This is a genomic window from Streptomyces sp. NBC_00376, assembly GCF_036077095.1.
Classification (GTDB): Bacteria; Actinomycetota; Actinomycetes; order Streptomycetales; family Streptomycetaceae; genus Streptomyces.
The window spans coordinates 5,649,101-5,664,690 of record NZ_CP107960.1 but is presented as its reverse complement, the minus strand read 5'-3'; the positions used below and the strand labels follow the sequence as shown (position 1 = coordinate 5,664,690).

Annotated in this window: 10 protein-coding genes; 5 read left to right on the top strand and 5 right to left on the bottom strand. The window is 73.8% G+C overall.

What is annotated here, in order from left to right:
• Positions 1-45: 45 nt before the first annotated feature.
• The 5 genes from OG842_RS25535 to OG842_RS25515 all read right to left on the bottom strand — a co-directional run bounded on the left by OG842_RS25535 (position 46) and on the right by OG842_RS25515 (position 5,169).
• Positions 46-888: a DUF4097 family beta strand repeat-containing protein gene (locus tag OG842_RS25535; RefSeq protein ID WP_266732880.1), complete on the bottom strand. Its 843-nt coding sequence runs from the start codon at positions 886-888 to the stop codon at positions 46-48.
• An 82-nt stretch (positions 889-970) separates the two neighbouring features.
• Positions 971-1,498, bottom strand: a complete 528-nt coding sequence (locus OG842_RS25530) for a toxin-antitoxin system HicB family antitoxin (RefSeq protein WP_266732878.1) — start codon at positions 1,496-1,498, stop codon at positions 971-973.
• A gap of 502 nt (positions 1,499-2,000) precedes the next feature.
• Entirely contained in the window at positions 2,001-2,828 is an 828-nt protein-coding gene (locus OG842_RS25525) for a sugar phosphate isomerase/epimerase family protein (RefSeq protein WP_328512549.1), read from the bottom strand.
• The gene (locus OG842_RS25520) at positions 2,825-3,979 is read right to left on the bottom strand and encodes a dihydrodipicolinate synthase family protein (protein WP_266732875.1); all 1,155 of its coding nucleotides are present in this window, start codon (positions 3,977-3,979) and stop codon (positions 2,825-2,827) included. The genes OG842_RS25525 and OG842_RS25520 overlap by 4 nt, the downstream gene beginning before the upstream one ends.
• Before the next feature lie 38 nt (positions 3,980-4,017).
• Complete coding sequence (locus OG842_RS25515; protein ID WP_266732873.1) at positions 4,018-5,169, bottom strand: Gfo/Idh/MocA family protein; 1,152 nt, start codon at positions 5,167-5,169, stop codon at positions 4,018-4,020.
• 110 nt (positions 5,170-5,279) lie between these two features.
• On the opposite strand from OG842_RS25515, the gene OG842_RS25510 reads away from it, so the two are divergent.
• From OG842_RS25510 to OG842_RS25490, 5 genes are all read left to right on the top strand, one after another.
• Positions 5,280-6,365, top strand: coding sequence for a LacI family DNA-binding transcriptional regulator (locus OG842_RS25510; protein WP_266732871.1), 1,086 nt, complete (start codon positions 5,280-5,282; stop codon positions 6,363-6,365).
• Positions 6,366-6,606: 241 nt separating this feature from the next.
• Positions 6,607-9,642, top strand: coding sequence for a type 2 lanthipeptide synthetase LanM family protein (locus OG842_RS25505; protein ID WP_328512548.1), 3,036 nt, complete (start codon positions 6,607-6,609; stop codon positions 9,640-9,642).
• 325 nt (positions 9,643-9,967) lie between these two features.
• Positions 9,968-10,174 (top strand): hypothetical protein, encoded by a 207-nt coding sequence (locus OG842_RS25500; RefSeq protein WP_266732868.1) that lies wholly within the window; start codon positions 9,968-9,970, stop codon positions 10,172-10,174.
• A gap of 70 nt (positions 10,175-10,244) precedes the next feature.
• Entirely contained in the window at positions 10,245-13,163 is a 2,919-nt protein-coding gene (locus OG842_RS25495; protein WP_328512547.1) for an ATP-binding protein, read from the top strand.
• A 503-nt stretch (positions 13,164-13,666) separates the two neighbouring features.
• On the top strand, positions 13,667-15,541 hold the full coding sequence (locus tag OG842_RS25490) for an AfsR/SARP family transcriptional regulator (protein WP_266732865.1): 1,875 nt from the start codon (positions 13,667-13,669) through the stop codon (positions 15,539-15,541).
• The last annotated feature ends 49 nt before the right edge of the window (positions 15,542-15,590 follow it).

Below are 15,590 nucleotides of genomic sequence, written 5' to 3'. Positions count from 1 at the left end.
GGGAAGTGAGTGAAGTGAGTGAAGTGGTACGGGAGTTGCTGACGCTCAGGCCTTGGCGCGGCGGATGTCGATGTTGCCCCAGCGGGTGCGGGCACGGACCTGCACGGTCCGCTCCGTCTCGGCCGGAGGCGCCGAGTCGGCGATCGTGTTGTGCACCTGCCCGCGCTCGGCGCTGACGTCGAGCCAGGCGGCGGTGCCCCGGCGGACGCCGATGTCGATGGCGCCGTAGGAGGTCTCCAACTGGACGGTGCCGGAGACCACTTCGGCTACGCGCAGGGCGCCGTGGGCGGTGGTGGCGGTGACCGAGGCCTCGGCGCACATGACTTCGATGTCGCCGTAGGCGCCGTTCGCCCGCAGGTCGCCGACGACGGCGCCGACGGTCGTGCTGCCGTGCGAGTTCTTCAGGACGGCGGGTCCGTCGACCGTGCCGACGCGCAGGCTGCCGGAACTGGTGGTGATCTCGGCCGCGCCCTCGACCCGGTCGACGGAGATCGAGCCGTGGGAGACGGTCAGGTGCACCGGCCCGGTCTCGTCGAGCCGGACGTCGCCGCCCGAGCTCTTCACCCGGACCTTGCCGAGCCGGCCCTCGGCGGCCACCTGGGTCCAGGCGCCGGTGATGTCGACGTCGGAGCCGACGGGCAGGTCGACCATCACGTCGACGGCGCCGGTGGGGCCGATGAAGCGGCGTTCCTTCGTCCTGACGGTCAGGACGCCGTTCGCGTACGAGACCTCGGTCTGCTCGGCGGCCCGCACGTCCTTGTCCCGCTTGGGGCTCGCGGGCCGTACCTCGACGGCGGTGTCGCCGCGCTCGCTCGCGGTGAGCCGGAGGGAGCCGGCGCCGACGTGCGCGGTGACCGTGATCGGTTCGGGAGTGTCGAAAGAAGGCATGGCTGTACCGTCCTCATGACTCGTCGGGGCGTCCCCGCAGGTGGGACGTGGTGTGGGTGGCGCAGGTCGGGTGCGGGTGCGGCTAGCGCACCCAGCCCGTGAAGCTCTGTCCTGTGGTGCTGGTCTTCTGGGGTGTACGGGGCTGCGCGCCGCCGTCGACCGCGGCCGACACGGCTCGCACCAGCCACGCGTTGACCGACAGGCCCTCGCGGCTCGCGGCCTCCTCGGCGCGCGCCTTGAGGTGGGCGGGCAGGCGCAGGTTGACGCGGGCGGTGCCACCCTCGTCGCCGTCGGCGGGTGCCGGGGCCGGGGCCGGGGCCTTGAGCGGCTCGGCGGGCCCGCCCCTGTCCCCGTACGTCTCCTCGCCCGTCGGCCGTGTCACCACGAAGTCGGGGTCGAGCCCACGCAGTCGTACGTCGACCGATCCGGGGGCGAGTTCACGGGTGATCTCGTCCATCGCGGCGGAGAGCACGTTGAGCATCGTCAGGCGGGTCGCCGACTCCAGCGGAGCGGTGAGCCGCTCGGCCAGCTCACGGGCTTCTTCGCCGCCGGCTTCGGCGGCCACCGCGAGTTCGCGGCGGAGGTTGTCGACATACGGCGTGAGGTCCATGACGCCATAGTGGCACCAGAGTGGCGCCATCCGCAACCCCGAAAGAGGGACAACTGCGGTGCACTCACGCCCTGATGGCCTTGACCTGCGAAAATATATCGACGCCACGTTGCATCAATGCGGTGCCACATGGATTCTCGGCTTCTCCGGCACCTCCGATGGCGCCATGTGGCGCCACGTGATGCCACGTGGCGCCATGTGATGCCGCATGACGTCACAGGGCCAGCCGACGGGCCGGGTCCCGGGCATGCGGCAGCCGCAGCGACGGCGATGGCGGCAGCGGTGGCAGCGGTGGCGGTGGCACCGTGCCCGACGGGCGGCCCCCGAATACGAAACGGGGCCCGGTCGTATGACCGGACCCCCCTCGCTTTCCCCCAACGCCGAGACTTCCTGATCCCCCCAGATCCCTCCCCGGAAGCACCCGACGTCAGATACGACCCGGCGAGCCACCAAACGGTTGCACGCCTTGACGATCTCTTTGCCTTGTTGGCAAAGAGCCTTGTCAGCAGGCGTGCTCGGCGTACCGGGAGGCGACCTCGGCGAGGACTTCGGCGCCGTCCCGGGCCCAGAGCGCCTCGTTGAAGATCTCCACCTCGACCGGGCCGTCGAAGCCGGCGGCCTCGACCAGCGAGCGGAACGCCCGGAAGTCCACGGCCCCGTCGCCGAGTTGGCCGCGGCCCACCAGAACTCCCGCCGGGAGCGGGGTGATCCAGTCGGCCAGCTGGAAGGAGTGGATCCGGCCGCCCGCACCGGCGCGGGCGATCTGCGCGGCCGCCTGGTCGTCCCACCAGATGTGGTACGTGTCGACGACCACGCCGACCTGGTCCGCCGGGAAGCGCTCCGCGATGTCCAGCGCCTGGGAGAGCGTGGAGACGACGCAGCGGTCCGAGGCGAACATCGGGTGCAGCGGCTCGATGGCGAGCCGTACGCCGCGTTCGGCCGCGTACGGGGCCAGTTCACCCAGGGCGTCCGCAACTCGTTCACGGGCGCCGTGCAGGTCCCTGCTGCCCTCGGGGAGGCCGCCGGAGACCAGGACCAGGGTGTCGGTGGACAGGGCCGCCGCCTCGTCGAGCGCGGCGCGGTTGTCGTCCAGGGCACGGGCCCGTTCCGCCGGGTCCAGGGCGGTGAAGAAGCCGCCGCGGCACAGGCTGGTGACGGACAGGCCGGAGTCGGCGAGGAGCCGGGCGGTGCGCTCGATGCCGTACGACTGCACGGGGGCCCGCCACAGGCCGACCTTGTCGATGCCCGCCTTGACGCAGCCCTCGGCCAGCTCGGGCAGCGACCACTGCTTGATGGTCTCCTGGTTGATGGAGAGACGGCCGTCGCTCATCGGGTTCCTCCGTTGCCGCCGTTGACCGTGAGCAGGGCCCGCATCCGGGATTCGGCCAGCTCCGGGTCGGGGAACAGGCCCAGCCGGTCCGCGAGTTCGTACGCCTTCGCCAGATGCGGCAGCGAGCGGGCGGACTGGAGACCGCCGACCATCGTGAAGTGGTCCTGGTGGCCGGCCAGCCAGGCCAGGAACACCACGCCCGTCTTGTAGAAGCGGGTGGGCGCCTGGAAGAGGTGCCGGGACAGCTCGACCGTGGGGTCGAGGAGATCGCGGAAGCCCTGGGTGTCGCCCGTGTCGAGGACCCGTACCGCGTGGGCGGCCAGCGGGCCCAGCGGGTCGAAGATGCCGAGCAGGGCGTGGCTGAAGCCCCGGTCGTCGCCCGCGATCAGCTCGGGGTAGTTGAAGTCGTCGCCGGTGTAGCAGCGCACCCCGCCGGGCAGGCGCCGGCGGACGTCGATCTCGCGCTCCGCGTCGAGCAGGGAGATCTTGATGCCGTCGACCTTGTCCGGGTGTTCCGCGATGACCTTCAGGAACGTGTCGGTGGCGGCGTCGAGGTCCGAGGAGCCCCAGTAACCGTCCAGCGCGGGGTCGAACATCGGGCCCAGCCAGTGCAGGACGACCGGCTCGGACGCCTGGCGCAGCAGGTGCGCGTACGTCTCCAGGTAGTCCTCGGGGCCGTTCGCAGCCGCGGCGAGGGCGCGGGAGGCCATCAGGATGGCCTGGGCTCCGCTCGCCTCGACGAGCGCGAGCTGCTCCTCGTACGCGGAGCGCACCTCGGCGAGGGTGGCGGGCCCGGCGGGCAGCTGGTCGGTGCCGACGCCGCAGGCAATGCGGCCGCCGACCGCCTTGGCCTCGGCGGCGGAGCGGCGGATCAGTTCGGCCGCGCCGGCCCAGTCCAGGCCCATGCCGCGCTGGGCGGTGTCCATCGCCTCGGCGACGCCCAGGCCGTGCGACCAGAGGTGGCGACGGAAGGCGAGGGTGGCGTCCCAGTCGACGGCGGCGGGCGAGTCGGGGCTGATGTCGGCGTAGGGGTCGGCGACGACATGGGCGGCGGAGAAGACCGTGCGCGAGGCGAGCTTGCCGGCGCCGGGGGCCAGGTCGAGCGGGGTGGTACGGGGTTCGTACGGGCCCTGCGGGAGGTGGATGGTCACTCAGATCAGCTCCGATGCGCCGTGCGTGGGGTGGCTCGTCACAGCGACAGCTCCGGTACGTCCAGACGGCGGCCCTCGGCGTGGGACTTCAGGCCCAGCTCGGCGAGCTGCACGCCGCGGGCGCCGGCCATCAGGTCCCAGGTGTACGGCTCGTCGAGGACGATGTGGCGCAGGAAGAGCTCCCACTGGGCCTTGAAGCCGTTGTCGAAGACCGCGTTGTCGGGGACTTCCTGCCACTGGTCGCGGAAGGACTCGGTGACCGGGAGGTCGGGGTTCCAGACCGGCTTGGGGGTGGCCGAGCGGTGCTGGACGCGGCAGTTCCGCAGGCCCGCGACGGCGGAGCCGTGCGTTCCGTCGACCTGGAACTCGACGAGCTCGTCGCGGTTGACGCGGACGGTCCAGGAGGAGTTGATCTGGGCGACCGCGCCGCTCTCCAGCTGGAAGATGCCGTACGCGGAGTCGTCGGCGGTGGCGGCGTAGGGCTTGCCCTGCTCGTCCCAGCGCTGCGGGATGTGCGTCTGGACGTGTGCCTGGACGGTGGAGACCCGGCCGAACAGCTCGTGGAGCACATACTCCCAGTGCGGGAACATGTCGACGACGATGCCGCCGCCGTCCTCCGCGCGGTAGTTCCAGGAGGGGCGCTGGGCCTCCTGCCAGTCGCCCTCGAAGACCCAGTAGCCGAACTCGCCGCGCACGGAGAGGATCTCGCCGAAGAAGCCGCCGTCGATGAGGCGTTTCAGCTTCAGCAGGCCCGGCAGGAAGATCTTGTCCTGGACGACGCCGTGCTTGATGCCGGCCTCGCGGGCCAGCCGGGCCAGCTCCAGGGCGCCCTCGACGTCCGTGGCCGTGGGCTTCTCGGTGTAGATGTGCTTGCCAGCGGCGATCGCCTTCTTGATCGCGTCCACCCGGGCCGAGGTGACCTGGGCGTCGAAGTAGATGTCGATGGTGTCGTCGGCGAGCACCGCGTCGAGGTCGGTCGACCACTCGGTCAGACCGTGCTGCGCGGCGAGCTCCTCCAGCGCGTGGGCGCGGCGGCCCACCAGCACGGGCTCGGGCCACAGCACGTCCCCGTCGCCGAGGTCGAGGCCGCCCTGCTCGCGGATCGCGAGGATCGAGCGCACCAGGTGCTGCCGGTAGCCCATGCGACCCGTGACGCCGTTCATGGCGATGCGCACTGTCCTGCGTGTCACGAAACTTCCTCCATACAGCCGTAGCAAGCGCTTTCTATCCAGGATGACGCTAGCCTGCCGACAGCGGCCCGGACAAGAGGGCCCGGCCCGAAACCCTCGGAGGAAAGCGGATGACAGTCACCCTGGCGGATGTGGCGGCCCGCGCCCGGGTGTCGCCGGCCACCGTCTCCCGCGTGCTGAACGGCAACTACCCGGTGGCCGCGTCCACCCGTGAACGGGTCCTGCGCGCGGTGGACGACCTGGACTACGTGCTCAACGGGCCGGCGAGTTCGCTCGCGGCGGCCACCTCCGACCTGGTCGGCATCCTGGTCAACGACATCGCGGACCCGTTCTTCGGGATCATGGCGGGCGCGGCGCAGACCGAGATCGGCGGGCCCGGGGACGGCTCCGGCCGGGCGGGCGGCGAGAAACTGGCCGTCGTCTGCAACACCGGCGGCTCCCCCGAGCGCGAGCTCACCTATCTCACCCTGCTCCAGCGCCAGCGCGCCGCGGCAGTCGTCCTGACCGGCGGCGCGGTGGAGGACCCGGCGCACCAGGCCGCGGTCTCCGCCAAGCTGGCCAAGCTCGCGGACGCGGGCACCCGGGTGGTGCTGTGCGGGCGCCCCCCGCTGCCGGACGGCGGGGCGGTCGTGGCCGCGCTCGCCTTCGACAACCGGGGCGGCGGCCGCCGCCTCACCGAACACCTGCTCTCGCTCGGCCACCGGCGGATCGGCTATGTCGCGGGCCCGCCGGAGCGGACGACAACCCGCCACCGGCTGGAGGGCCACCACGACGCGATGCGGGCGGCGGGGCTCGGCGGCGGCCATACGGACTCGCACGAGGAGGATCGCCTCACCGTCCACGGCCCCTACGACCGCCGCTCCGGCTACGAAGCCACCCTCGAACTCCTGCGCCGCGAACCGGAGGTGACGGCGATCGTCGCCGCCAACGACACGGTGGCGCTGGGCGCGTGCGCGGCGGTCCGGGACCAGGGACTGCGCATCCCCGAGGACATCTCGGTGGCGGGCTTCGACGACCTGCCGTTCTCGGTGGACGCGGTCCCGGCGCTGACGACCGTACGGCTGCCGCTCTTCGAGGCGGGCGCACGGGCGGGCCGCCTCGCGATGGGCAAGGAGACACCGCCGCCCGGGGGAATCGCGACGATCGCGGCGGAGCTGATGGTGCGGGGGTCGACGGCACCGCCCCGGGGGCGGTAGGGCCTCTCGTACGGTCATGGCCGCTTCGGACGCACGGGGGCAGCAGGGCCTCGCGTACGGCTGTGGCCGCTTCGGGCCCCGGCGCCGGCCTCCGAACGGAGCCGTGCCGGGGCCCGTTCCGGTTCCCGTTCGGGCCGTGGGCAGAAAGATGGGGGCGTTGCCCCCATGCCCGCCGGGGGGGATCGCCGGAAGTATGGGGCGTGGCGGACCGGTGGTGCCGGCGCCGGACCGAGGAGGTGCGATGGCGGAGATCCATGCGGGCGGCCGACGGCTGGGCGTCTCTTCCGCGTCATGTCCGGCTGCGGCAGCGGGTACTTCCGCCGATGCGGTCGGCCTGCTGGAGGCCGAACGGCCGGCGGCGGACGGGGCCTCCTGGGCCGATGGTTCGTGGTGGCGGCCGGCGCTGACCGGCGACGCGCTGCCCGAACGCGCCCCGGACTGGGCGGTGTTCGTCCGGGACGCGATTGCCGCCGCACCCGAGCGGGCGGTGATCGGCGACCGGGAGGAGCTGCCGGGGCTGCGTGGATTCGAGCGTGTTCTCGCCCCGTTCACCGCCTGCGCCGCGCGGCGGATGCGGGACGGTCTGCCGCGGCGGCTGAGCCGGTACGTCGATCTGGACGCCGTGCACGACGACTTCGAGCGCCACCTGTCCCGGCGGCTCGCGCGGCTCGCCGCCCGGACGCTGGTCCTGGAGCTGCACACGGCGCGGCGGGACGGGCGGCTGGCCGGGGACGGCCCCGAGGACCGGTTCACCGACTTCCTGCGGCTGACCGGCGCCCGGTCCGGACTGGCCGCGCTCTGCACCACGTACCCCGTACTGGCCCGGATCCTGGCGCGCACCGCGCTCGACACCGCCGCCGCGCTGGCCGAGATGCTGGTCCGGTTGGCCGCGGACCGGCCGGTGCTGCCGGGCGTCCACGAGTCCTGGGGTGAAGAGGCCGGGGGCGGGCGCCTGGTGGGCGTCGATCCCGGTGCCGGGGACGGCCACCGGGGCGGGCGGACCGTGATGCTGCTCCGGTTCGAGGACGGTGCCCGGCTGGTCTACAAGCCGCGTCCGCTCGCCGCGCACCAGCACTTCAACGAACTGGTCCAGTGGTTCAACGCGCTGCCCGGCACCCCCGGACTCCGTACGCTCGCCCTGCTGGACCGGGGGCCGTACGGCTGGGTGGAGTTCGTCGCGGAACGGCCCTGCCGCTCGGGCCGCCAGGTCGAGACCTTCTACCGGCGCCAGGGTGCCCTGCTGGCCCTGCTGCACGCGCTGGACGGCACCGACCTGCACCACGAGAACCTGATCGCGGACGGGGAGTACCCGGTACTCGTCGATGTGGAGACGCTGTTCCACCCGCCGCTGACCGCCGCGGGTTCGGACGATCCGGCGGCCCGCGCCCTGCACGACTCGGTGCACCGGGTGGGGCTGCTGCCGCAGCTGCTCGTCGGGGACGAGTCGGCGCTCGACATGTCCGGGATCGGCGGTGGGCAGGCGGCCGATTCCCCGGTGCGCAGCGTGGACTGGGCGGACGCGGGGACCGACCGGATGCGGCTGGTGCGCCGGACGGCCCGGTTCGGCGGTTCGGCGAACCGGCCCCGGCTGACCGGAACGCCCGCCGACCCGTCCGCCTTCACCCATGCGCTGTGTGCCGGATTCCGCGCCGGTTACACCGCGATCAAGGAGGCTCGCACCGAACTCCTGCGCACCGGTGGCCTGTTGGACCGGTTCGCACACGACGAGGTGCGGGTGGTGGTGCGGCCCACCTGGATCTACGCCTCGCTCCTGGACGAGTCCACACACCCGGACCTGATGAAGGACGCCGCCGAACGGCACGAGGTGCTCGCGCTGCTGGGCACCGACACTCTGGGATCCGCCGCGCTGCCCGGTCTGCTGGACGAGGAGATCGCCCAGCTGTGGTCGGGCGACGTGCCCCTGTTCACCGCCCTGCCCGAACGTACCGACCTGTGGAGCGGGACCGGCCGGCTGCTGCCCGGCACACTCGCCCGGACCGGGCTCTCCCTGGCCCGCGCGAAACTGGCGGCCATGGGCACGGTGGACCGCCAGGACCAGGAACGGATCATCCGTGCCGCGATGGTGACCACCTCGCGCGAGCCCGCCCACGAGCCCCGGCCCGGCCCGCGCCGGGTCCGTACGGCCGCGACCGCGCCGGATCCGGACCAGCTGCTCGCGGCGGCCCGGTCGGTCGGCGACGAGCTGGTGTCCCAGGCCTACTCCGGGCCCACTCGGCTGAACTGGATCGGCCTGGAGCTGCTCGACGAGCGCTACTGGCGGCTGGGCCCGATGGCCGCCGATCTGGCGGGCGGCTACACCGGTACGGCGTGCTTCCTCGCCCAGCTCGCCGCGCTCACCGGGGCGGACCGGTACGCCACGGCAGCCCGGGACGCGCTGGCGCCCCTCGCCGGGCTGCTGGATGTGCTGCACTCGCGCCCGGACGATCTGGGCCCGGTGGGCTCGGGCGCGTTCGCCGGGATCGGCGGGATCGCGTACGCGCTGGCGCAGGTCTCGGACGCGCTGGACGACCCGCGCCTCGGTGGACTGGTGCTGCCCGCACTGCGGTTGACCGGTGCGGCGGCCGTCGCCGAGAGCGATTACGGGGTGCGCGGGGGCACGGCCGGCGGGCTGGCCGGTCTGCTCGCCGGGTACCGGGTCACCGGGCGGGCCGATGTGTGGCGTGCGGCGGAGCGCTGCGCCGGGATGCTGCGCGAGGCGTCGCTGCCCGCCGCACCGGGATTCGCCGACGGGTCCGCCGGGATCGGCTGGGCGCTGCTGCGCTTCGCCGAGGCGGGTGGCGGCGAGCCGTACCGTGCCTCGGGGCTCGCCGCGCTGCGGGCCGCGACCGGTGCCGTGGACCACGACATCTCCTGGTGCCGGGGCAGGACGGGCGTGGCGCTGGCGGTGCTGGACAGCCCAGCGGCGCAGAGCGACCCACTGCTGTCCGCCTGGGCGCACGAGGCGGCGGCGGACATCGCACGGGCCGAACCGCCGCCGGACGACAGCCTGTGCCACGGCGAACTCGGCGTCCTCGAACTGCTGCGCCGCGGCGAACCCTCCGGTGCCCGCACCCGCTGGGTGGAGCGGGCCGGGGCGCTGCTCGCGGCGGCCGACCGGACGAAGCCGCGCTGCGGAACACCCGGTCAGGTGTCTCATCCGGGGCTGCTGACCGGGCTCGCGGGGATCGGGCACGGACTGCTGCGGGCCGGATTCCCCGACCGGGTGCCGTCGATGCTGCTGCTCGCCGGTCCCACCGTGTCGGCGGCGCCCGGCTGAGCGGTCACGGGACGGAACCGGATCGGATCCGGGGCCGGAGCGAGGGCCGGGTGATGGCGGGGCGAGGGCCGGACGAGAGCCGGGCGAGGGCCCGGAGCCTGCGTCCACGCGCCGCCCACACCTCAGCGACCGCCCCTGCCCCTCACGCCTCCAGTCCGCTCACACCCCACCGCCCGCCCTGCCCTCACGCCGCCGCGTCTCGCACGTAACACCCGTAACACCCGTACCCCAGCACGTACTTCCTCACCGCTCATGTACCACCGCGTCGTACACGTCTCGTCGCGCCGCTCACGCAACGACAACCTCCCACGAGAAGAGGCAGACCATGCAGACCGTGCAGACCCTCGAAGCTTCCGCCTTCCGCACCAACGAGTTCGACGACTTCGCCGACTTCGCCGACGAGCACCCCGTCGGCAGGATCGCCCTGGGTGCGGGCGGCAGACTGGGGTTGCGCAGCAGAATCCTCGGCGCCGCGGACGGCAGCACCGACTGCACCTCGGACCTGCCGTGGACCACGATGACCTGGGTTTGAGTCAATTCCTTTTGGGATCAAGCGATTTGCGGCACTGACCGGTGGGTAGTGGCTCAAGTAGTCTGCGTCCATGCGTGCCACTTCGTCAGTGATTGTCGGGCGTGTCGCTGAGACCGGCCTGCTGAGCAATGCCCTGGACGCCGCGTCGCGGCGTTCGGGACGTGCGGTCTTCTTCGTCGGTGACGCGGGCATCGGCAAATCCCGGCTGGCCGGTGAGTGCGCCTACCGGGCGTACGAGCGGGGCATGCCGGTGCTGCGCGGCAGGGCCACGTCGACCGGGCTCGTGGTGCCGTTCCGCCCGCTGATCGAGGCGCTGTCCTCGCGGTTCCGGGCGGCCGGGACACCCACCGACCCGGAGCTGGACCCGTACCGTCCGGCGCTGGCCAGGCTGGTGCCGGAGTGGCGCCGGGGCTCCTCCCCCGGCTATCCGGAGACGGTGGTCGAGCTGGCAGAGGCGCTGCTGCGGCTGCTGTCGGTGCTCGGCCAGGAACACGGCTGCGTGATCCTGCTGGAGGACCTGCACGACTCCGACACCGAGACGATCGCGGTGGTGGAGTACGTCATCGACAATGTGGCGGACCTGCCGGTGCTGCTGCTGGGGACGTTGCGTCCGGAGCCCGGTGTCGCACTCGACCTGGTGCGCTCGGCGGAACGGCGGCAGGTCGCCACGGTGCGCGAGCTGGCGCCGCTCGGGGACACGGACGTGCGGGAGATGACCGCCTCGTGCCTGGAGGCCGCCCCGGACGAGGTGCCGCAGGCCACCCACGAACGGCTGGCCGCCCGGGCAGGCGGCAATCCGTACCTGGTCGAGGTGCTGCTCGCCGATCTGCTCGACTCCGGCCAGCTGCGCCGGGCGGGCGGCCGGTGGGAGGAGCACGTCAACCCGGACGCGTCGGTGCCCACCGGGGTGGTGCGCAGTTGGTCGCGGCGGCTGGACCGGTTCGACGAGCCGGTGCGCGAGCTGCTGCTGTGCGCGGCCACGCTGGGCAGCCGGTTCTCGGTCACCGTGCTCCAGACAGTCACCGGGTTCGACGACCGTACGCTCTTCAGCCATCTGCGCTCCGCCGTGGAGGCGAACATCATCGCCCCCGACGGGGCGGACCCCGACCGCTACACCTTCCGGCACGCGCTGACCGCCGAGGCGCTGGTGGCCTCGCTGGCGCCGGCGGAGCGGGCCGCGACCGCCCGCCGAGCGGCGCTGTCCCTGGCTGCCGCCGAGCATCACCTCGGCGACGAACAGCGGCAGTTGATGGCAACGCTGCAACTGGCCGGGGGCGACCGGCACGGCGCGGCCCGTCAGTTCGCCGACGTCGGCCGCCGGATGCTGGCCGCGGGCGCGTCCGGTTCGGCCGTCATCCTGCTGGAACGGGCCCGCTCGCTCGCCCACGAGAGCGATCTGCGGAGCATCACGGAGTCGCTCGCCGTCTCCCATGCCGAGGCCGGTGAGCTGGACACGGCTCTGGCGCTGACCGCGGAGCTTCCCCCGGTGCCGCCGCGCTCCGACGCCGCCGAGCAGCGCGGCGAGACCCACATCCGGATCGCCTGGGCGGCCGTGATGGCGGAGCGCGTGGACGAGGCGGCCGGGCAGATCCGGACCGCGCGGAGCGTGCTCGGTGCGGCCGTCCGCCCCGAGCAGGAGGCGGCGCTCGACGTGGTGGACGGTCATCTGGCGCTGCTGCCCGGTCATGCGGGCCACGGGCGGCAGAGGTCCGCGCAGGACGCCGCGCGCCGGGCCGCCTCCGTCGCGGAGGAGCGGAAACTCCCCGTGGTCGCCTGCCAGGCCTGGCAGTTATTGGCGCTGCTCTCCCGGGAGCGCGGCTTCGACGAGGCCGACGCGTGCCTGGAGCGGATGCTCGCGGTCTCCGAACAGCACGCCCTGCCGGTGTGGCGGGTGGAGGCGCTGGTCCGGCTCGGCGCCAACACGTTCATGCGCACCGGTGACCCGGCCGGGCTGGAGACGGCCCGGACCGCCGCCCAGTCGCTGGGCGCGCTGGTGCCGACGCAGACCGTGGACGGGCTGCTCGCCATGAACGCGGTGATGCGGAGCGAGTGGGACGGGGCGCACGAGATCATCGAGCGGTCGGTGGCCGCCAGTGCGCGGGTCCGCAATCTGGGGGCGCACCGCTATCTGCTGCTGGCCTCGGCGACACTCGCCGCGCACCGGGGCCGAAGACGGGACCTGGACCGGGCCATGGTCCGGTTCCGCCGGGCGGGCGGCGAGGAGTCCTTGCTCGTCCCGCTGCAACTGGGGCTCTGCCGCGCCTTCGCGGCGCTGCTGGAGGAGGACCGCGAGGGTGCGCTGGCCGACCTGGACGCCTCGCTGGCCTGGGAGCTCGAACACCCCAGTTTCTTCTACCTGAGCGGACGTTACGGTCTGCGTCCGCTGCTGCGGATACTCGACGGCCGGGACGGCCGGGCGGAGCTCGACGCGATCCTGGAGAGCCCCGGCGCGGACCTGGCGTGGAACCAGCTGTTCCTGCGGCTGGCCGATGGCGTCCTGCACGGCCGCGCGGGCGACGCGGACCGGGCCGCCAGGTCGGTCGGGGCGGCCGTCACCGAGGCCGCCGCCTTTCCGCTCGCCCGCCACCTGGGGCTGCGGCTGGTCGCCGGCGCGGCGCTCGCCGAGCAGTGGGGCGAGCCGGTGAGCTGGCTGCGGGCGTCGGAGGAGTACTTCTACGGGGCGGGCATCCAGCCGGTGGCCGCCGCGTGCCGGGCGGCGCTGCGGCAGGCGGGGGCCAGCGTCGGACAGCACCGGGGCGGCTGGGACCGTATACCGGCCCAGCTGCGGACGAGCGGGGTGACGCCGCGCGAGTACGAGGTCTTCGTGCTGCTCGCGGAGCGGCCGGGCAATCAGCAGATCGCCCGGCGGCTCTCCATATCGCCACGCACGGTGGAGAAGCACATGGCGAGTCTGCTGAGCAAGACGGGGCGTGCGGACCGTGCGGCACTCTGCGAGTTCTCCGCCGAGTGCGCGGCCGAACGCGACTGACCGGGGGCCGGATACGGGGGCAGGGCCGGACACGGGGTTCGGGACCGGGTGCGGCGGTACGGGACCGGGTGCGGCGGATCTGGACCGGACACGGGGGCTCGGGGCCGGGTGCGGCGGATCGGGACCGGACACAGGAGCTCGGGACCGGACACGGCGGTCCGGGACCGCACACGGCGGATCGGGACCGGACACAGGACCTCGGGACCGGACACGGCAGTCCGGGACCGCACACGGCGGATCGGGACCGGACACAGGAGCTCGGGACCGGACACGGCGGTCCGGGACCGCACACGGGGGCTCGGGGGCGGCCCGCGGTGTCTCCCCCACGTACGGATGACGGGTACACGGGCCCAACATGGGGGCGCGGGCCGGGTTTGGTCGGGTGCCGGTACGGAACATGCGGGCCCGGCACCGATGTGGGGGCCGCAGCCGTCGGCGGACCATCCAGGGGTACGACCGGCAGCCCGCCACCGCCGTCCCCCCGGTTCTTCGGAGGCCCGTCCATGACCCGACCCCCCACCCGCGCCCCGTCCTCCGGTGCGCTGAGCCTCTCGGTCCTCGGCCCGCTCTCCGGGCACCTGGACGGGCGACCGCTGCTTCTCGGGCCGCGCAAGCAGCGGCTGGTCCTGGCCATGCTGCTCAGCAGGCCCAACACTCCGGTACCGGTGGACGTGCTCACCGACGCGGTGTGGCCGGACGCGCCGCCCCGCACGGCACGCAAGAACCTCCAGGTGTACATCAGTTCCACCCGGGCACTGCTCGGCGCTCGGTGTCCCGAGGGGCCGGACGGCGGTGGCGGGGAACGGCTGGTGCACTCCTGCGGCGGCTATCTGCTGCGGGTCGGCGAGGACGAGCTGGACGCCCTGCGGTTCCGGTCGCTGGCCGCGGCCGGCCGCCGGGCCGCCGACGACGGCGATCCGCGCGCCGCCGCCGGTCTGCTGCGCCGGGCGCTGGACCTGTGGCAGGGGCCGCCGCTGCACGATCTGCGCGACTCGCCGGAGGTGGCCTCGGCGGCGGAGCGGCTGGAGGCCCGGTGCCTGACCGTGCACGAGGACTGGGCCGAGACGGAGATCGCGCTGGGGCGGGCGCCCGCCGTGGTGGACGGGCTCCGGGACCTCGCCGAACGGCATCCGTCCCGCGAACGCATCCGGGCGGCCTGGATGGACGCCCTGCACCGGACCGGCCGCCGGGCCGAGGCGCTCGCCGTGTACGACGACTACCGCCAGTTGCTGGCACGGGAGTTGGGCCTGGAACCGGGGGCGGCCATCGCCGCCCGGCACCGTGCGATGCTGACCGGCCGGGACACCGCGGACCGGCCGGGCAGCGCGGCCCCGGCGCGCCGGGCACCCGCGCTGCGGGCGGTACTGCCCGCCGAGATACCCGATTTCACCGGCCGGGGCGAGCAACTGCGGGAACTGCTGGACGTCCTGGGCGGGGAGAACGGCCGGGTGGTGGCGGTCACCGGGGCCGCCGGGACCGGGAAGACGGCGCTCGCGGTGCGGGCGGCCCATCTGCTGGCCGACCGGTACCCGGACGGCCGGATCCACATCCGGGTCCGCGACGGCCAGGGGGCGGTGCGCCCCGCCGTGGAGGTCGTCGGCGAACTTGCCCGGCTGACCGGCGGTCCGCATCCGGCGGAGCCGATGACGGACGCGGAGCACTGGCGGCACTGGCTGGCCGCGCACCGCGCGCTGGTCGTGCTCGACGACGTGCCGGACGAGGCGTCGGTACGGGCCCTGCTGCCGGGAACCGGGGGCAGTTCGTTCGTCCTGACCGCGCGCGGTCAGCTGGCCGGGCTCGCGCCGGTGCACCGGATCGCGCTGCCCCCGCTGGCCCCGGCCGAGGCGCTGGCACTGCTGGGCCGACTGATCGGGCCGGGCCGGGTGGGTCTGGACCGGGCCGCCGCGCTGCGCATGGTCGACGCCTGCGGGCTGCTTCCGCTGGCGGTGCGGGTGAGCGGGATGCGGCTGGCGGTGCTGCGCCATCTGCCGCTGGCCGAGTACGCGGAACGGCTGGCCGATCCGGCCGGGGCGCTGGACGAGCTGGTGGCCGGGGACATCTCGGTGCGTGCCCGGCTGGCCTCCGGCTGGCAGGACCTGTCGCCCGGGAGCGGACAGGCGCTGACCCTGCTGGCCTCCGCGGTCCGCGAGGGACCGTTCACCCTGCCGGAGGCGATGACGGCACTCGGCTGCGGTGAACGGCAGGCGCTGCGAGCGGTGGAGTCACTGATCGACGCCGGGGTGGTGTCCTCCCCCAGCGGCGAGGTCACCGCACACTGCGTGCTGTACGAACTGCCGCGCCTGACGAGCCTGTACGCCCGCGAACGCAACGCCGTACCGGAGCCGGTCGCGGAACCGGCGGGGGCCCACCACACATAGGCCCGACGCCCCTCGGGCCGCCGCCCGGCCCGGTTCCGACCGGACCGGT